The sequence below is a fragment of the Adhaeribacter soli genome (assembly GCF_008727925.1).
GTDB classification, from domain to species: domain Bacteria; phylum Bacteroidota; class Bacteroidia; order Cytophagales; family Hymenobacteraceae; genus Adhaeribacter_A; species Adhaeribacter_A soli.
On sequence record NZ_VTWT01000008.1, the window covers coordinates 12,897 to 30,140 of the forward strand.

At 48.0% G+C, this 17,244-nt stretch carries 17 protein-coding genes; 5 read left to right on the forward strand and 12 right to left on the reverse strand.

Going from position 1 to position 17,244, the window contains the following annotated elements; translation table 11 throughout:
* Positions 1 to 129: 129 nt before the first annotated feature.
* The 3 genes from F0P94_RS14540 to F0P94_RS14550 all read right to left on the reverse strand — a co-directional run bounded on the left by F0P94_RS14540 (position 130) and on the right by F0P94_RS14550 (position 1,522).
* Positions 130 to 393, reverse strand: coding sequence for a hypothetical protein (locus F0P94_RS14540; protein WP_150904639.1), 264 nt, complete (start codon positions 391 to 393; stop codon positions 130 to 132).
* 96 nt (positions 394 to 489) lie between these two features.
* The gene (locus tag F0P94_RS14545; RefSeq protein WP_150904640.1) at positions 490 to 750 is read right to left on the reverse strand and encodes a hypothetical protein; all 261 of its coding nucleotides are present in this window, start codon (positions 748 to 750) and stop codon (positions 490 to 492) included.
* A gap of 124 nt (positions 751 to 874) precedes the next feature.
* Complete coding sequence (locus tag F0P94_RS14550; protein ID WP_150904641.1) at positions 875 to 1,522, reverse strand: hypothetical protein; 648 nt, start codon at positions 1,520 to 1,522, stop codon at positions 875 to 877.
* Positions 1,523 to 1,745: 223 nt separating this feature from the next.
* Here F0P94_RS14550 and F0P94_RS14555 point away from each other — a divergent pair, with 223 nt between their 5' ends.
* Together F0P94_RS14555 and F0P94_RS14560 are read left to right on the forward strand one after the other, a co-directional pair.
* Positions 1,746 to 1,943 (forward strand): hypothetical protein, encoded by a 198-nt coding sequence (locus tag F0P94_RS14555; RefSeq protein WP_150904642.1) that lies wholly within the window; start codon positions 1,746 to 1,748, stop codon positions 1,941 to 1,943.
* Between the two features lie 17 nt (positions 1,944 to 1,960).
* A complete protein-coding gene (locus F0P94_RS14560; protein ID WP_225307232.1) occupies positions 1,961 to 3,079 on the forward strand; it encodes an MBL fold metallo-hydrolase in 1,119 nt (372 codons plus the stop codon).
* Between the two features lie 252 nt (positions 3,080 to 3,331).
* On the opposite strand, the gene F0P94_RS14565 is transcribed toward F0P94_RS14560, so the two are convergent.
* Positions 3,332 to 4,360 carry an isoaspartyl peptidase/L-asparaginase family protein gene (locus F0P94_RS14565; RefSeq protein WP_150904643.1) on the reverse strand — a complete coding sequence of 343 codons (1,029 nt, stop codon included), beginning with the start codon at positions 4,358 to 4,360 and terminating at the stop codon, positions 3,332 to 3,334.
* 408 nt (positions 4,361 to 4,768) lie between these two features.
* On the reverse strand, positions 4,769 to 6,955 hold the full coding sequence (locus F0P94_RS14570; protein ID WP_150904644.1) for a protein-disulfide reductase DsbD family protein: 2,187 nt from the start codon (positions 6,953 to 6,955) through the stop codon (positions 4,769 to 4,771).
* 210 nt (positions 6,956 to 7,165) lie between these two features.
* Here F0P94_RS14570 and F0P94_RS14575 point away from each other — a divergent pair, with 210 nt between their 5' ends.
* Positions 7,166 to 8,476 (forward strand): hemolysin family protein, encoded by a 1,311-nt coding sequence (locus F0P94_RS14575; protein WP_150904645.1) that lies wholly within the window; start codon positions 7,166 to 7,168, stop codon positions 8,474 to 8,476.
* A gap of 342 nt (positions 8,477 to 8,818) precedes the next feature.
* Here the strand turns inward: F0P94_RS14575 and F0P94_RS14580 are convergent, their stop codons facing one another.
* From F0P94_RS14580 to F0P94_RS14595, 4 genes are all read right to left on the reverse strand, one after another.
* Entirely contained in the window at positions 8,819 to 10,339 is a 1,521-nt protein-coding gene (locus F0P94_RS14580; RefSeq protein WP_150904646.1) for a T9SS type A sorting domain-containing protein, read from the reverse strand.
* 36 nt (positions 10,340 to 10,375) lie between these two features.
* Positions 10,376 to 10,885, reverse strand: coding sequence for a gamma carbonic anhydrase family protein (locus F0P94_RS14585; protein WP_150904647.1), 510 nt, complete (start codon positions 10,883 to 10,885; stop codon positions 10,376 to 10,378).
* Between the two features lie 290 nt (positions 10,886 to 11,175).
* Positions 11,176 to 12,159: a radical SAM protein gene (locus F0P94_RS14590; protein ID WP_150904648.1), complete on the reverse strand. Its 984-nt coding sequence runs from the start codon at positions 12,157 to 12,159 to the stop codon at positions 11,176 to 11,178.
* 223 nt (positions 12,160 to 12,382) lie between these two features.
* A complete protein-coding gene (locus tag F0P94_RS14595; protein WP_150904649.1) occupies positions 12,383 to 13,087 on the reverse strand; it encodes an endonuclease III domain-containing protein in 705 nt (234 codons plus the stop codon).
* Between the two features lie 49 nt (positions 13,088 to 13,136).
* Here F0P94_RS14595 and F0P94_RS14600 point away from each other — a divergent pair, with 49 nt between their 5' ends.
* Positions 13,137 to 13,805, forward strand: a complete 669-nt coding sequence (locus F0P94_RS14600; RefSeq protein ID WP_150904779.1) for a DUF2238 domain-containing protein — start codon at positions 13,137 to 13,139, stop codon at positions 13,803 to 13,805.
* 152 nt (positions 13,806 to 13,957) lie between these two features.
* Here F0P94_RS14600 and F0P94_RS14605 read toward each other — a convergent pair whose 3' ends face one another.
* The 3 genes from F0P94_RS14605 to F0P94_RS14615 form a co-directional block, all read right to left on the reverse strand.
* Complete coding sequence (locus F0P94_RS14605) at positions 13,958 to 14,428, reverse strand: hypothetical protein (protein ID WP_150904650.1); 471 nt, start codon at positions 14,426 to 14,428, stop codon at positions 13,958 to 13,960.
* 129 nt (positions 14,429 to 14,557) lie between these two features.
* Positions 14,558 to 15,247, reverse strand: coding sequence for an OmpA family protein (locus tag F0P94_RS14610; protein WP_150904651.1), 690 nt, complete (start codon positions 15,245 to 15,247; stop codon positions 14,558 to 14,560).
* Positions 15,248 to 15,439: 192 nt separating this feature from the next.
* Complete coding sequence (locus F0P94_RS14615; protein WP_225307233.1) at positions 15,440 to 16,174, reverse strand: OmpA family protein; 735 nt, start codon at positions 16,172 to 16,174, stop codon at positions 15,440 to 15,442.
* Positions 16,175 to 16,487: 313 nt separating this feature from the next.
* Between F0P94_RS14615 and F0P94_RS14620 the strand changes: the two genes are divergently transcribed.
* The gene (locus F0P94_RS14620) at positions 16,488 to 17,168 is read left to right on the forward strand and encodes a hypothetical protein (protein ID WP_150904652.1); all 681 of its coding nucleotides are present in this window, start codon (positions 16,488 to 16,490) and stop codon (positions 17,166 to 17,168) included.
* The last annotated feature ends 76 nt before the right edge of the window (positions 17,169 to 17,244 follow it).

Below are 17,244 nucleotides of genomic sequence, written 5' to 3' on the forward strand. Positions count from 1 at the left end.
TGTTACTCGCTGCTTACAGCGTATTATAGAAGGTTATTTCCGCTTAAAGGGTTTTTTAAAGGGTGAGATATTTGATTTTCTCTTAGCGAGTAACCTTTTTTAAAAGTGCACCTCCCCGGTGCACTTTTTCTATTTTTCCTCTACCCTGATGTGAATATTTTCGACGTAGGGTTCCAGTGGCGGCGCTTTTTCAAATACCCGCACCAGCCCGATGGTTTTCAGATCGTAATAATACCAGAGCTCAGCATAAAAACTCTCCGTTTCCGTCCGGATCAGGTAAAGGTCTATTTTGCACCAGCCTTTTACCCGGTAATGTAAATACCGGCCATGCATTTGCACATACGCTGCTTTCTCTACCGTTGTCAACTCCTTAAATTCCGCAAGTTTCAGCATATATCATTATACGGTTGCTATGGTTCTAAGACAAGAAAAAGGGCTGCTGGCGGCAGCCCTTCCCTTAAATTAATAAACTTTTCCCGGGTTAAAAAATTAGTTCAAAAATACGGAAAACAGCTCGAACCGGTGCGAAGCAAAACTCCAGTGGGATGCGGAAGGGTGAATTTCGTTGCCATTTAGATCCAGAATGGTAAGGGCAAACCCTTCTGTAACATTCAAGGGTTCAGACATATGTTTTACGGCATACACCCGGCCTTTTTCGATCCATTCTTCCGGTTCAAAGGCCGGCAGCGAATCGTCGATGCACCAGGCGTACATGGCCTGGTAGTTTGGGGGGATAATTAAATTTACCATATTCTAAAAACTAAATCGCCGGCAGTTTAATTCCAGCAAGGGTAAAATGAAATACCTTTTATTAACGGCGTTTTTTTCAGAAAATTATAAGGAGGAAAAGCAGGGCGAAGACTTAAGGAATTCCCTACACGGCTTTGCGGCAATGCTTTCGTTTAACCTGGCGGTAAAGCTCGCCTACAAACAACTTGGCTTTAACGTAGTAGATCGGGGCATTCAGGTGGCTGGTTTCCTGTCTGGCCTGGTTCAGCATGTGGCGGTAACCGGCGCCGGCGCCCACGCCTACCCAGTTGTAAATCTTATAATGGCCGGAAACGGATGGCTCGAACAGCAACAGCGGTACGCGTTCGGTATTTACCACCTGCCCCTGCTGGTTATGGTACTGGTTCAGGGTTTTGCCAACGCCTATCTGGAGCGGAACACTGGCTTCCCACCGTTCGGTTTTCAGGAAAACATACTCGCCGTAGCCTGCCACGTAGGCGAACTTAACCCTTGCTTCTACCGGCGCCTGATCGGCAGCAACAGGCAGTTGCGTTACAAGGGGGCTGCTTAAAAAATAATACCCCAAGCCAGCCCGGTACTTGTTTTTCCATTCCAGCCCGGTTTTCAGGCCGCTGATGCGCGCCCGGTCGTTATCGAGCAAGGTATAACGGGTATCGAAATTAAAAACAAAACGTACTTTAGGCTGTAGGGTGTTTACCAGGGCAGAATCGGCCGGAACGGCGGCAGAAAGCGGCAGGCTTACCGCTGCCAATAAACCCGTAAACCAACTCAAAAGCTTCCTCCCCATTTTTAAATAAATTGTCTGTGCCTGAACCAAAGGTTTAAAAAGGTAAAAGAATTCCGTCAGGCGGCCGCAAAATTACGGGAAAGGAAATTAAAAGTCGGGGCTAAGAATTATTTTCCTGAAAACAGCCAACTTTAACTTTTACCCGTACAAAGCATTCCGTAATTCTTTCGTATTCAACTCTTAATCTTAAATTTTTAATTGTACCTGTATGCAAGAAGAAAAGACACCCGGCCAACGGGGACCGGAACCAAGCGAGGTTCAGAAACACGGCGATCCGGACATGCACAGCAGCAAAGATGCGCACCCTCCCCAGGGCGGCCAGGGCGGCAGAGCCGGCGATTCAGATAAAAATTCAACCACCGACCAGGGCAACGAACGAAGCATTGCCGGCCGGGAAGACAGTTAATCTTTAATGTGAAAAATATGGAAAGTACTTACAGAACGTTAACCGTACCGAAAAAGGAAAATATCTACACGGTAGCCGACGGCGTGATCGGGATGAAGATCGTTTTCGTGAACGTGTTCTTTGTGAACGGTTCCGAGGGCCCGGGCGGCAATTGGGTGCTGGTAGATGCCGGCTTGTACGGCTCAGCCCACCGCATAAAAAAAGTAGCCGAAGAGCGTTTCGGCCGGGGCGCCCGGCCCAGCGCCATTATTTTAACCCACGGCCACTTCGACCATGTGGGCGCTTTAAAGGAACTCGCCATGGAATGGAATGTTCCGATCTATGCGCACCACCTGGAAATCCCGTACCTGACCGGTCTTTCGAGCTACCCGCCACCGGACCCGAGCGTTGGCGGCGGCGGCATGGCTTTTATGTCGTTTATGTACCCGAAAAAGCCCATTGAATTGGGCGGCATGGTGCAGCCTTTACCCGCAGATGGTTCGGTGCCGGGCCTTCCGGAATGGAGCTGGTACCATACGCCCGGCCATACGGCAGGCCACGTGTCTTTTTTCCGGGAACGCGACCGCACCCTGATCGCCGGCGATGCCATAACTACCCGCAAGCCGGAATCGGTGCTGGCGGTAATTACGGATGAACCGGAAGTATGTGGCCCGCCATCGTATTTTACCCCGGACTGGACAGCCGCAAAAATATCGGTGCAGAATATCGCTTCCCTGAGGCCGAACGTAATTGCCACCGGGCACGGTATTCCGATGCACGGCGAGCGCATGATTGATGAGCTGAATGAACTGGCCCGCATGTTCGATGAAATTGCAGTTCCGGCGCACGGCCGTTACGTGGGGCACCCGGCCATTATGGATGAACAAGGCGTGGTTTCATTGCCGGAACCGGTATCGAGCACCACCAATAAAGTGCTGATAACGGCCGGTCTGGTAACCGTTGCCGGTTTAGCTGCTTATGCTATTTCCAAACGTAAACATAACGGCAACGGCCAGCACAGCAAACTCAACAGCCCGCTTGATACGCATATTTATTACGGCGAGGAAATGAACCTGTCGGTTTACGGCGAAATTCCGGATTCCCGGGAAGTCCATAATTTCCACCAGGACAACCGACCTACGAATGATTTTCCGTAGGAAGACTTCGTTCATTAAGTTTGATTACAACTGAATAAATAAGGGAAGTTACGCAAGCTTTCTATGTAGCTTATTCATTGCCGTCTGCTTTAGCTGACGGAACCGGCAATGAGAGTTGGTAAGCAAAAGGTTGTACCTGATACTTTTTCTGTCTAAAACCATAGCATTTCAATTTTTGCGTAATGCCAAATAAGAAAAGAAGCAAACCAATCTGGTTTGCTTCTTTTCTTATTTGAGGGCTCCTGGTTCAGATTATTCTTTAAATATGAGCGTCTGGGTTTCGCCTTTGGCAGTTTTATAGGCCCGGAACATACCGTTGGAGTTAAAGGGCATGGCTATTTTTCCTTTGCGGTCTACGGCAATAACTCCGCCTTCGCCGCCGGCTTTTAGCAGCTTTTCCAGTACCACTTTTTCAGTTGCTTTCCTTAGCGATTTATGCTTGTATTCCATTAAGGCGGAAATGTCGTGGGCTACGGTGTAGCGGATAAAGAATTCGCCGTGGCCAGTGGCTGAAACGGCACAGGTTTTATTGTTGGCGTAGGTTCCGGCGCCAATGATCGGGGCATCTCCTACCCGACCGTAACGCTTGTTCGTCATGCCGCCGGTGGAAGTCGCTGCTGCCAGATTTCCGTATTTATCTAAGGCCACCGCGCCAACGGTCCCGAACTTTTTACCTTCCATGAAAATGGGCAGGGTGCTGCCGGTGGTATCGGAAGAATGGTCGAGCGTTTGCTTGTCTTCTTCTTTTGCTTTCTGCAGTTGTTTGAATCTGGGTTCGGAATAAAAGTAAGACGGGTTTACGATTTCGAGTTTCTGTTCCTTGGCAAACTTTTCGGCGCCTTTCCCGACCATCATGACGTGCGGCGACTTTTCCATTACCGTACGGGCGGCAGTTATGGGGTTGCGGATGGTGGTAACGCTGGCAACGGAACCGGCTTTAAGCGTAGCGCCGTCCATAATAGCCGCATCGAGCTCATTCTTGCCTTCATTTGTAAAAACCGCTCCTTTTCCGGCATTGAACAAGGGGTTGTCTTCCATCACCCGAACGGCAGCTTCTACCGCATCGAGACTGGTTCCTCCTTTTTCAAGTACAGCATAACCGGCAGCTAAAGCTGCATTCAACCCTTCGGTGTAGGCTTTTTCCTTATCAGGAGTCATGCTTTCGCGTGAGATGTTGCCGGCGCCGCCGTGAATAACCAGGGTAATGGGATAGGTCTTTTGCGCGTTTGCCATAAAATTCAGACTGAAGCTTAGGGTTAGCAGGAAAAGTAAACGGCGCATTCGCGGATGGTTTGGTTGTTGGTTGGTGGTTGGTGGTTGCTAGTTGTTGGTATTTAGCGGATAGCTTTTTAGGCAATTAGTAATTAACTGGTTAAAGCCCTTTTGGTTATTTTGTAGCAACAGAATATTCCACTTGCTAAAAAAAGCAGGTCATTCTGAGCTTGTCGAAGAAACTTATGGAAATTGAAATGACAAAGCGAGCGTAGCAAGATTTGTCTTACTGTTTGATCCTAAATATGCGGCTCTATAAGTTCCCTCGGCTGGCGCTCGGGATGACGCAATAATGTAGTTTAGCTTGGCGGCTTTTGTAAAACCCACTAACATAGGCAGCATTCAAATGAATTGAACACCTGTGAGGTTTAAAAACCTCACAGGTGTTGATCTGCTTCGACTTTTTTGCTGAATTTCCTACCGTTGGGTCAGGTCTTTGCCGAATTTAGACTGGTAAATGGCTTTGCCTTCGTCGAGGAATTTTACAAAGGCTGCTACATTTAAATTATAGGCAATTGGTTCGTTCAGTTTCTCGCCGTCGGGGCCGAGGAGCACGTAATACGGCTGGGCATTCACGTTGAACTTGGTAACCTGGTAATCGGCAAATTTCCGGCCAATGGTGGTTTTCTCTTTGCCGTCGTATTTCGAAACGTATTGCTCTTCTTTCGGCAGTTCGGTTTTATCGTCTACATACAGGGCTACTACTACATAGTCGTTGCGGAGGCGCTTCAATACTTCCGGATCGGACCAGACATTGGCTTCCATTTCGCGGCAGTTTACGCAACCGTGGCCGGTAAAATCGATGAAGATGGGTTTGTTTTCAGCTTTGGCGCATTTCAGGGCCTGGTCCAGATCGAAATAGCCCTGCAGGCCGTGCGGCAGCTCCAGAAAATCGGCATATTTCGGGGCTTCACACAGGGCATTCCGGCTTTGGGTGGGCAGGAAAGAAGCTTCCTGGCGGTTCATGGCGGTTAAATTGAAATCGCGGGAGGTTTGCGGCGGCAGGTAACCGGAAAGCGGCCGGAGCGGCGCGCCAAATAACCCCGGAACGAGATAAACCACAAAGGCAAAGGAAATTAAAGCCAGCATCACGCGGGGTACGCTCAGGTGTTTCAGGTCGCTGTCGTGGGGGAGTTTGATCTTGCCGAGCAGGTAGAAACCAAGCAGGGAGAAGATCACAATCCAGAGAGCCAGATATACGTCGCGGTTCAGGAGATTCCAGTGGTAAACCTGGTCCGCGATGCTTAAGAATTTCAACGCCAAAGCCAGTTCAATGAAGCCTAAAACCACTTTCACGGAGTTCAGCCAGCCACCGGAGCGGGGCAGATTACTGAGCCAGGAAGGGAAAATTGCAAACAAGGTAAACGGCAACGCAAAGGCCAGGGAATAGGCAAACATGCCAATCATGGGTTTCAGGGTTTCGCCGCTGGCCGAGGCGATGAGAATGCTGCCTACAATGGGGCCGGTGCAGGAAAACGATACCAGCACGAGCGTAAAAGCCATGAAGAACACGCCCAGCCAACCGCCTTTATCGGCCTGCTTATCTACTGAGGTTAGCCAGGAACTTGGCAGCGTAATTTCGAACATGCCCAGGAACGACATCCCGAAAAGCAGGAAAATGAGGAAGAAGGCTACGTTCGGCAGCCAGTGGGTGCTCAGGAAATTAGCCGCATCGCCGCCGAAAACCCGGGCTACCAGCGTACCGATAAGGGTGTAAATGGCAATGATGGAAAGGCCGTAAATTACCGCTTTAAAAATGCCGGCTGCCCGGCTGCCGCTGCCGCCGGTAAAAAAACTCACCGTCATGGGCACCATCGGGAAAACGCACGGGGTTAAAAGCGCAATAAGGCCGGAGCCAAAAGCAATGAGGAAAAACTGCCACAGGCTTGCCGCGGTTTCTTCCGGGACTTTCTTTTCCGGATGAACGGCCGTACTTTCTGCCGTGGTTTGGGTAGCGTTTTGCGTGGTATCGGGAACAGGTTCGGCTAAAACGGCGGTGGCATTATCCGGGGGGGCGGCTGCTGCTTCGAGGCTGTCGGCCGTAGCTTGTAGGTTAGTTGGGCTTTGGGTTTTTACGGGCGAAAGGCTACCGGTTGGCTGAGATCCTGCTGCCGGCGTGGCCGGGGCATCGGTAATGGTGAAATTATCGAAGGTAAAATCGTCGTTGAAGGGAATGCATTTGCCGTCGACTTCGGTACAGGTCTGGTAATCGTAGGTTCCCTTTATAACCGGGTTTTTCTGCAGGATCTTTACTTTCTGGCGAAACTGACCGGTTTTGGTAAAGTAAGTGTACTCGCCGCCCCAAATATCGTCGTACTTCTTTTTCGGGTTTACCGGTTTTATTTTTCCTACCAGTTCAAAGGTGGGGTTCTTTTTGAATTCGAAGGTGGTTACAGTTGGCCCCAGGTTCGGATCGAAATCGGAAGAATACAGGTACCAGTCCGGGTCAATTTTGGCGTTAAAGATCAGTTCGACCTCTTCGCCGATCTTCACTTCTTTTTTGGAAACATCGTAACTCCACTTAACCGGCTGCAAAATCTGGGCCGGAGCCAGGAGCCGGAAAGCGAAACTGAAAAGGAAAATAAACAATACTCTGAGAACCATGGAAGGAAACACTAAGTGTTTGAAAAATAATAGCAAGTAAGCACTTTTTCGGGATATTTTGATACCTTTTCCGCGCCTTCGTTTCAGGCCGGAGTGCATCTGTAGCTCCTTAGTTAACGTAGGCGGCAAAACAATTATTTGAAATTCCTCCAATAACCGTAATTTTGAAAAACGGTCTGCTTTGTAGTTTCAGGCGGGCCGCCAGTATACATGCTCATAAACATTCTTATTACGATATTTCTGGTGCTGCTGAACGGCTTTTTTGTGGCAGCAGAATTTGCGTTGGTAAAAGTCCGGGCCTCCCAGCTGGAGCTCCGCGCCCAGACCGGCAACAAACTGGCTATGGTAGCCCACAAAATGACCCACAAGCTGGATGCTTATTTATCGGCTACCCAGTTGGGTATTACGCTTGCTTCGCTTGGTTTAGGTTGGGTGGGCGAAGGCGTGGTTTCTGAAATTATTATTGCCCTGATGCACGCCATGGGATTTGAGGCGAGCCCGGAAGTGGCTCACAGCATTGCCTTACCCATCTCCTTTGCCTTGATCACCATTCTGCACATCGTTTTCGGGGAACTGGCGCCAAAATCGTTGGCCATACAGCGGCCGGAATCTACCAGCTTAGCAATAGCTTACCCCTTAAAGTTCTTTTACTTTCTTTTTCAGCCGGCCATCTGGACCCTGAACGGATTTTCTAATTTTATTCTCCGGCTCATGGGCATTGCACCCATGCACGGCTCCGAGGTGCACACTGCCGACGAGCTCCGCCTGCTTTTTGAGCAAAGCAAGGAAAGCGGCCAGATCCAGGATTCCCAGCACGAACTCATCGAGAACGTTTTCCAGTTCAGCGACCGGATGGTAAAGCAGGTGATGGTGCCGCGCACGAACGTGGTAGGCCTGGAAATAAACTTTACCGCCGACAAGATCATGGAGGTTGTTTTTGCGGAAGGCTATACCCGGATGCCGGTTTACCGCGAGAACATCGACAACGTGGTGGGCGTGCTTTATGTAAAAGACCTGCTGATCCAGATGCGGAAAAACGAACCGATAGAACTGGAGAAACTGATGCGGAAAGCCTACTTCGTGCCGGAAACCAAAAAAATCAACCGCCTTTTACAGGAATTCCAGCGCAAACGCATGCACATGGCCATTGTAACCGATGAATTCGGTGGCGTGGCCGGCCTGATTACCATTGAAGACATTATCGAGGAGCTGGTTGGAGAAATTCAGGATGAGTACGACGAGGAAAATCCGCTGGTAGAAAAGATCGGAAATTTTGAGTTCCGCATTAAAGGTTCGGCGGCCATTTCCGACGTGAACGCGTTTCTGCCTTACCAATTGCCGGAAGGTGAAGATTACGAAACCATGAGCGGTTTCATCAACATGATCTTCGGCCATATTCCGGAAAAAGGGGAAACCATGATCCACGACGTGTATGAAGTGAAGATCCTGGAAAAATCGGAGCGCAAGATCGAGCTGGTGCAGCTGAAGGTTACCGAAGATAAGCGGGACGATATTTTGTAAGCGTCAGCTAAAGCAGACGGCAATGAAAGGCTTTCCTAATTATGTTTCGTGCTTGTTTTGTGGTTTCACTAGTGCCTCAAGGTTAAGCCAATTTATGGTGTCATTCCGAGCGCCAGCCGAGGAAACTTATGGAGCCATAAAATTAAAGAATCAAGCAGTAAGCCAAATCTTGCTACGCTCGCTTTGTCATTGTAATTCCCATAAGTTTTCTCGGCTTCGCTCGGAATGACTTGCTTTAGTAACAGCCCCCATTATTTCTGAATTTCAACCACAAAAAAAAAGCCCCTGCATTGCTGCAGGGGCTTTTTTGCTTTAGAAACCAGGGTTATTACCTATTTCCGATTAACGGTTGATCATTAATTTACCGGCAGTTACCTTTTCGTTGTTTTCGATGCGGTAGGTGTAGATACCTGCCGGGAGTTTCTGGGTATCGATCCTAAGTTCCCCTCCTTTTACTTGTGGTTGCAGGGTAAGAACTTCCTGGCCTAAGGCATTAAAGAAACGCACGTTGGTTTTTCCGCTTAACAGGGTAGCGTTGGCTTTAATGATTACGAAGCCGGAAGCCGGGTTTGGATATACCTTGAAACCGGACTTAGCAAGCTCCTTCACCGTACCGGTTACCGGTTGATAAAGTGGCAAGTAATCTACAAAACCGTGGGTTGAGCTGTCTGTCTTGTGATAAATGTGGTCCTCGATATCGACCAGGTTGTTGGTGCCCCAGTCGTTGTTTTCGGCATAAACGGTATCGGTGGTATTGTTGTACAGGTCCCAGATCTGTGGGCCGGCGCCGTTTACGTTGTTGTAGATCCGGTTCATGCCTACATCAGCAGTATCGGCACTGCCGATGCGGCCCAGGCTTGGTCTCGGACCAGAAGCAACTTTTGTTCCTGCCTGAATCGTAACGCCCCAGTGGTTGTTGCGGATAATATTGCGGGCTGCTACCATTAACTGGTTTGTAGTAGTGGTATTGAAGTTAAGTCCGCTTCCCGTAGTTAAAACCGTTGGGTTCACATTGTTGTTCTCTATGAGGTTGCGCTTGATGTAACCGTGAATATTGCCACCGGTAATACCTACGCCGTAGCTGTTATACCGGATGGTGTTCTTCTCAATTAAGCAGTTGGTAACAGTTGGATTAGTCAGCAGGTTGCTGATGCCAATACCGCCCGACCGGTTGGTAGTGGCATTGATCCCGATAATGGTATTGCCGGTAATGATCAGTGGACCGTTATTGGAGATACCCAGGTTAATTTGCGGATAAAGGCCCGGTTCGGTTCCATTTTCAAAAAGCCAGTTGTTGCGGATAATAACGGTTCCCCCGTTTGATGGGGTAGAAATCCCGGAACGGGCGTTGCGGTAAATTCTGGAGTTTGCAACGGTTACCGGGATTGTGCCGGATATGTTAATGGCACCGCTTTGCGCTACGCGCTCGTTAAACCGTACCACACAGCTATCCATTTCCAGACCGGCATCTATTACTCTAACGCCGCTGCCGTACTCTACAAGGGTTTTCTTCAGTTTAGAAACTTTAGTAGAGCTCTCGAAACGAAGGGTATGAAAGGTATTTGCCGGGTTATCGGCGGTGATCTTTACCGAATCCGGTGGGTTTACCAGCATGGCGCCTTTAATGGTGATCCGGATATTATCGGCCAGCCGGAGGGTTTCGTTTGTGGTAATGGAGAGCGTATCGTTTTCGGAGATCGTCAGGTCCGCGCTCAGGATGTAGGCGCCACCGGTATTGGTTACGGCTCCGGCGGTAAGCAGGCTGTTCATGGTGAGTTTCTGGCCGGTATTCGGGCTTACGTATTGTGCCTTCGCACCAGTGTAAGCGAGCATCAAGCCAAGGAGTAGATAGATTTTCTTCATAATTATAAAGATTAGTAGAACAATAAATTAATAGTATTACTGCAGCCAGCTGGCGTACAGCACATAGTTATTCGCCACTTTATCCAGGTTTTCGATCTGTTCCGGGCTTAGGGCCTTTACTTTTTTGGCCGGAACGCCGGCATAAATATAACCGCTTTCGCAAACCGTATTTTCCAGCACCACCGATCCGGCCGCCACAATGCAGTTCTTTTGCACCACCGCGTTGTCCATTACAATCGAGCCCATGCCGATCAGCACGTTGTCTTCTACCATGCAGCCGTGCACAATGGCATTATGCCCGATGCTCACATTACTGCCAATGGTGGTAGCGGCTTTCTGGTAGGTGCAGTGGATTACCGCACCGTCCTGGATGTTGGTTTTATTTCCGATCCGGATAGCGTTTACATCGCCCCGGATCACGGCATTGAACCAGACGGTGCAGGTATTTCCCATAATTACATCGCCAACTATGGTGGCATTTTCGGCAATATAGCAGGCTTCGCCCCAGGCTGGTGAAACACCCTTAATTGGTAAAATAAGCGGCATTTGTTTTAATAAAAGATTGAAAACCAGTAATTAGAAATCGGTAGTTGCCCGTTTCTAAAGATAGTGTAAAGGTAGGAAAGTTTTTGAAGTTTGGCTTTTGGAAATAATTTTATGGACAATCGGCATCCAGAAATGACAGCAGGAATGCAAACAGCAGCAGGGTGTCCGGTGAGGGTACCGGACACGGGTACTTATCGGGCAATTACCTGGTTTTTCAGGCTGAATTCATACTATTTTCAAACAACATATTTATAACCCGGTATTCTTATTTTTTCAGTAACCGCTAATGCTTAATTGGCAAGCATGCGTTTCCAGGTGCCTTTGTAGTAGTTGTATTTGAGGGTGCTGGGCAGGGCTTTCCAGAAGTATTTGTTTACTTCCACGGCGAAACTGGGCTGCATATAGCAGTTAATGGTACAGCCTTCGCATTGCGGTAACCGGCCTTCCAGCGCGATCTGCTGTTTTACTTCTTCCGAATTATAAAGCGCCGCCAGGTTATTGTTTATCGGGAATTTCTTTTCGCCTAAGTGGTAGCAGGGCAACACCAGTTCGTTTTCCGGCGAAATTACCAATGTAGTGCTGGCGGCTTTACACACTGGGTCGGAAACGTGGTTGCCGCCGTCGCGCCGGAGCTGGATGAAGCCTTCGTTCAGGTACACGTATTTGCGTTTGCCGAAAGCCGAAAGGAAATCGAGTTCTTCGCCCGTCAGGTTTTCGCCGGAGGCCACTTCGTTGTAAGCAAAGGCCGGGTTAAGAATGAACATTAACTTATTGGGCAGAATAATTTCTTCGTACACTTTCTCCAGCTGGTGCAGGTTCTCGCGGAAAACGGTAAACAAAATATCGGGGCGTTCGCCTAAGCTTCCGGCAACTTCAATACTCTGCATCACAAAATCGAAACAGGCTACTCCCCTGCCCTTGTCGTGCTGTTCTTTTTCGGAAGAATCTAAGGAGAAATGCAGCATGTCTACTTTACCTTTCAGTCGTTCGGCCAATTTGGGGTAAAGCATACCGTTGGTGGTGAGAGTAGTAATAAAACCGAGGTCACGCGCCAAACCCAGAAATTTATCGATCTCGCGGTGCAGCAAGGGTTCGCCACCGGTAAAATCGATCACGCTCACGCCCAGCTTTTTCAGATCGCGCAAATTCTGCTCCACCTGTTCCAGCGTTACGTACGGGCTCGGTTTCTCCCAAATGTCGCAAAAGCTGCATTTGGCATTGCAACGGTACGTTACATAATAGTTGCACAAAACCGGATGATGAACGAGGCGCATTTTTTAGATTTGGAGATTTGAAGATTTGGGAATTTGGAGATTTGGAGATTTGGAGATTTGAAAATGAGGAAATGTTTTAGGATTCGGTTTTTACGTAAAATTAACTGATTTTATCTGAAATCCGGTAGCGGAAAAACTTTGCATCAGGCTTTCTTAATTCCCGGTTCAAGTATTTCCTCATTTTATAATTTACACGTTTCTTCTTTTTCAAATCTCCAAATTTTCAAATCTCCAAATCTGCCTTAACCACCTCCCTGTAGTAATTACAGATCCCGTTGAGGACGCATTTTTCACATTTGGGTTTGCGCCAGGTGCAGATGCGTTGGCCGTGCCAGAGCAGATGGATGTGGTAATTGTATAGTGCTACGGCATCTTTCGGGAGCATCTCCAGCAGAATGGTGTGAGCCTTTTCCGGGGTATCGGTGGCGGCCAGAATGCCTACGCGCTGGCTTACCCGGAACACGTGCGTATCGACGGGCATTACGGGTTTGTGGTAATTGAACAGGAGCAGCAGCGAAGCGGTTTTTAAGCCTACGCCGGGCAAAGAAGTGAGCCATTCCATCGCTTCTTCCGTGCTAAGTTTTTGGAGGAAATCGATACTGATCTTACCTTTGTTGGCCGGTTGGTCTTTTATGAGTTGCAGTACTTTCTGAATGTTGGCGGCTTTCTGACCGGGAAATTGGGCGGGCGCGAGGGCATCGGCCAGGTCTTCGAATTTTGCTTTTAGAACACCTTCCCAATCGCCGAACTTTTCCAGCATCTGAAAGTACGCTTTCTCTTCGTTGTTGTGGGTGGTGCGGTGCGAAAGCATGGTGGAAATGAGTTCGCGTAGGGGTTCACGGCGCGGCTCCAGTTTCAGTACACCGTAATAGGCATTCAGCAGCCGTTGGGTTTCCGCTATTTTCTCCTGAGCTTCGTTTTTAGTCATAACCTTGCGGCGTAAAATCCGGTTACTAGAGTACGTAATTCCTGGTTTTATGGCGCCACGCCTGCACGCTTTCTTTCCCGACCCTGTCTTTAAAGCACCTAATCCGTTCCGGCAAAATCCTTTGCTGAAAGCGTATATCGGTATCTTTATTTTCTTCTGGGTTTTTACCGGCGCTACGGCCACGGACTTTGTGAACTGGGTACTGGAAAACTCGCTTACCGTTTCGGCCGTGGTGCTGCTGATCTATTTTTACCGGAAGTTTCCTTTTTCCAATGTCAGCTACTCGCTTATTCTTATTTTTCTGCTGTTGCACCTTTACGGCAGCCAGAACGCTTATGCCAAAAATCCATTCGGATTCTGGCTCCAGGAACAATTCCACTTTTCGCGCAACCACTACGACCGGATCGTGCATTTCTGTTTCGGGTTTCTATTGGCTTACCCCATGCAGGAAGTGCTTTGCCGGCTATTTGGGGTACGGAGCTGGTTGGCTTATTTTTTTCCGGTTGAATATACCCTTTCGCTGAGCGCTTTTTACGAGATCGTGGAATGGCTGGTGGCGGATGTATTTTTCCCGAAGGCAGGCGCGGCTTTTATCGGAGCACAGGGCGATTTCTGGGATTCGCAGAAGGATGTTTTTATGGCCTTGCTGGGCGCAATAATTACCATGCTGCTGGTGCTAACCTGGCGAAAAGTGACTTTCCGTTCGGGGAAACGCTAGCAGCTATCTCAAAAAAATGGATGTCATGTTGAGCGACAGCGAAACAACTTGTCGGCAATTGGTAAAACGTTAAATCAGGCTTTGGTGCTGGGAGCAAACGAGGTCCTTCGCTATCGCTCAGGATGACAGGTGGAATTTGAGATAGCTTCTGGTTATTTCATCGGAAAAATTTGAGAACCTTTGGCTGTTTCGATCCGCATTTCTTCAGCATTGATCTCAATTTTTACCACGTCATTTTGGGCTTTCAGGTCGCCTTTGCCGCGGTAGTAGGGAATTCGGGTTTGCATATAGGCTCCAAATGCTTCTGGTTTCATGCGGTAGGCTTTCATGGCATCGGCACTCAGGGCGCGCTTCGCTTCCTGGCTTGGGGTAATTTTTTTAAGTTCTTCCCGCGAAGGCAATTTCCGGGGAGTTGGTTCCGGCGCTGTTTCCTCCTGAATGGGTTTCTCTGAATTTAACGTCGCGGAAGTGTCGGTGGTCACCGATGGAGTTGCTTCCGCTTCAGGGCTGAACACCTGAGGTTCGGGCTGCTGGTTTTCCGGTTTGCGGGTTTCACAGGAAAATAAACCTAAGGCCAGACTCAGGAAAAATAAGGAATTTAGCAGGAAGCTTGCTTTTTTCATACCATAAAGGTAAACGGATGGCTGCTTATAAACCGTATTAATTGGCAGAAAAAAAACCGGGTACAAAAAAAAGCTGCTCCCATCCGGAAGCAGCCTTTAGACACTCACTTTAAACAATTAAACAATTTCTTATATCTGGCCTTTTTCGGCTGCTTTTCTTAGTTTCTCGTTTGCGTAGATCGCAATTTCCACGCGGCGGTTAGCTTGTTTGCCGGATACGGTGTTGTTGCTGGCTACCGGCATGCTTTCGCCAAAGCCTTGGGTGGTAATGCGGCCGGAAGCAACACCCTGATAAGTCGTAAAATTTTTCACGGAATAGGCGCGGCGTTCGGAAAGAGACTGGTTGTATTCGGCGGTGCCGGTTGCATCGGTATGGCCCTGGATCAGCACGTTGGTATCGTCGTATTTCTGCAGCGTTTTGGCCAATTCGGCGATGTTATTTCGGGCGGTAACGCTTAATTCAGAGGAGTTGGTCGGGAAGAGAATGCCGGAATCGAAGGTAATTTTAATGCCTTCGCCTACGCGTTCTACTTTGGCGCCGGCCATTTCGCGTTTCAGTTCTTCGGCTTGTTTATCCATCCGGCGCCCGATAATGGCTCCGGCCGCGCCACCTACGGTAGCGCCAATAATGACGCCGGCTGCGGTGTTGCCAACCTTTTTACCAACCACTCCGCCAATAACCCCGCCGGCGGCAACCCCGATCAGGCCGCCCTTGGTGGTGCGGCTCATGGCTTTCCGGGTTTTGGTCTGAGCAACGGCGGAAGAAGCTAAAAGTAAGGTTGCCAGTAAAATTGCTGCATACGTTCTTAAAGTTTTCATAAGATTCAGAGTTTGGTTTTCACCTCCTTTGGAATAATGAAGCTCCTCCGGAAGCATTTGAAAACAAGTATGCAAGCAGTATGCCAGAAACAAAACCCACTTCTATCCACCTAATGTTTAATTGCTTAAGTGCATAAAAAAACCGCTTCGGAATTTCCGAAGCGGTTTTTTTAAAGGTAATTAAGTGCTTGATTATTTGATCTCGCCTTTTTCGGCAGCTTTCTTCAGTTTCTCGTTTGCGAAGATCGCGATCTCTACCCGGCGGTTAGCTTGTTTACCGGCTTCGGTGGAGTTATCGGCAACCGGCTTGGAAGAACCAAAGCCTTGGGTAGTGATGCGGGATGGTTCTACACCTTGCGCAATGGTATAGTTAGCTACCGACTGGGCTCTTCTTTCGGATAAAGGCTGGTTAATGGCATCGGAACCGGTAGCATCGGTGTGGCCTTCCACGATTACGTTGGTATCGCCGTATTTTTTAAGGGTACCAGCTAAGGTCTGGATGTCGGCCTGAGATTGTGGACGCAGCTCGGCAGAGTTGGTATTGAACAGGATGCCGGAAGCAAACGTGATCTTGATACCTTCGCCTACGCGCTCAACTTTCGCGCCCTTCATGTCGCGGCGAAGCTCTTCGGCCTGCTTATCCATCCGACGACCAATGATAGCGCCGGCAGAACCGCCTACTGCTGCACCGATGATAGCACCCGCTGCAGTGTTGCCAGCCATTTTACCAATTACGCCGCCAAGTACGGCTCCGCCACCGGCACCAATTATACCGCCTTTAGCGGTTTTGCTCATGCCTTTCTTTTCAGGTTCGTTTTGATATGTGCTGTCGCCGCCGGTAGGCATGGTGCTCTTGCTCGATTTACAAGCCGAGAAAGCCATTACGATAGCCAGAAAGAACGATAAATAAACTTTCAGAATTTTCATGTTTTGGATTGTTTAATAAATTGATTTGGATTGTTTATTGGCTACACATACTGAATATCGTGCCAAAATGTTCGGCGAATATAGAAAATTTTCTATTTAACAGAACAACAACCTGCTTATATGCTGATTTTCAACTCTCTAAATACGAAAAACCGGAAACAAATAGTTCCTGATGAATTTCAGAAGGTCTACCAGAAATTTTTCATTACCGGCAAATTCAAAGCTGAAGCTGCCCTAAAGTTTCATAATAAAGCATACTTTATTATGAAAAGTTTCTGTACTTTAGGCTTGCACCTTAACCCTTAAACCTGTTATGAAAAACAAACTTTTTGCCTTAGTTACATTTTTAATGTGCGGCTTCACAGCCTTTTCACAAACTTCTGATTCCATTTATTATAAAAACCAACTTGGGATAATTGGTGGACATGGTGGATCAATAGGAATAATTTATAAGCGACAGGTAAAACCAGATGGTGCTCTGCGCTTAATAGAATCGGGCACTTACTATAATAGAACCGTACCAGAAGCTCCCATAAGTGTTGATGCTAGTTCTTATAAATACAAGGAATCCAGCTTATTTTTGCAAACCCTAATAGGTTATGAATGGCAAAGAAAAGTGAGCCACCGGTGGGTGCTGCGCTATGGCGCCGATGGGGGCTTTGGCTTTGGCAAGAGATCTTCTGAATATGAATTTAAAAACTATAAGCCAGACGAATCTGCTTATGCCGAATTTCAAAATTTCAAGTCTACTTACCAAGCTTATATCATAAAGCCTTTTGCCGGAGTTCAATTCGAAATAAACAGAAGGTTTTGTATAGGGCTTGAATCAAGTTTGTCCTTACAATATGAAAAAGATGAAAATAAAAGATCACTTCTAACCTGGCCAAGTTCAGAAACAAAACCTGTAACCACAGATTTAGTAACGGTTTCATCTAATTCTTTTAACATGAATTTTTCTCCGGTTTCCAACATTCAGTTAGTATATAAATTCTGATTTATACAGACATAAAAAAACCGGCCAGCGTAAAGCTAACCGGTTTTTTTATTAAAATCTTACCGTTTTAGCAGAG

Bases quoted from the DNA above. Each gene is read 5' to 3' on its own strand.
- F0P94_RS14540 (WP_150904639.1), bottom strand. From the start codon at position 393: ATGCTGAAACTTGCGGAATTTAAGGAGTTGACAACGGTAGAGAAAGCA.
- F0P94_RS14545 (WP_150904640.1), bottom strand. From the start codon at position 750: ATGGTAAATTTAATTATCCCCCCAAACTACCAGGCCATGTACGCCTGG.
- F0P94_RS14555 (WP_150904642.1), top strand. From the start codon at position 1,746: ATGCAAGAAGAAAAGACACCCGGCCAACGGGGACCGGAACCAAGCGAG.
- F0P94_RS14560 (WP_225307232.1), top strand. From the start codon at position 1,961: ATGGAAAGTACTTACAGAACGTTAACCGTACCGAAAAAGGAAAATATC.
- F0P94_RS14565 (WP_150904643.1), bottom strand. From the start codon at position 4,360: ATGCGCCGTTTACTTTTCCTGCTAACCCTAAGCTTCAGTCTGAATTTT.
- F0P94_RS14570 (WP_150904644.1), bottom strand. From the start codon at position 6,955: ATGGTTCTCAGAGTATTGTTTATTTTCCTTTTCAGTTTCGCTTTCCGG.
- F0P94_RS14575 (WP_150904645.1), top strand. From the start codon at position 7,166: ATGCTCATAAACATTCTTATTACGATATTTCTGGTGCTGCTGAACGGC.
- F0P94_RS14580 (WP_150904646.1), bottom strand. From the start codon at position 10,339: ATGAAGAAAATCTATCTACTCCTTGGCTTGATGCTCGCTTACACTGGT.
- F0P94_RS14585 (WP_150904647.1), bottom strand. From the start codon at position 10,885: ATGCCGCTTATTTTACCAATTAAGGGTGTTTCACCAGCCTGGGGCGAA.
- F0P94_RS14590 (WP_150904648.1), bottom strand. From the start codon at position 12,159: ATGCGCCTCGTTCATCATCCGGTTTTGTGCAACTATTATGTAACGTAC.
- F0P94_RS14595 (WP_150904649.1), bottom strand. From the start codon at position 13,087: ATGACTAAAAACGAAGCTCAGGAGAAAATAGCGGAAACCCAACGGCTG.
- F0P94_RS14600 (WP_150904779.1), top strand. From the start codon at position 13,137: ATGGCGCCACGCCTGCACGCTTTCTTTCCCGACCCTGTCTTTAAAGCA.
- F0P94_RS14605 (WP_150904650.1), bottom strand. From the start codon at position 14,428: ATGAAAAAAGCAAGCTTCCTGCTAAATTCCTTATTTTTCCTGAGTCTG.
- F0P94_RS14610 (WP_150904651.1), bottom strand. From the start codon at position 15,247: ATGAAAACTTTAAGAACGTATGCAGCAATTTTACTGGCAACCTTACTT.
- F0P94_RS14615 (WP_225307233.1), bottom strand. From the start codon at position 16,174: ATGAAAATTCTGAAAGTTTATTTATCGTTCTTTCTGGCTATCGTAATG.
- F0P94_RS14620 (WP_150904652.1), top strand. From the start codon at position 16,488: ATGAAAAACAAACTTTTTGCCTTAGTTACATTTTTAATGTGCGGCTTC.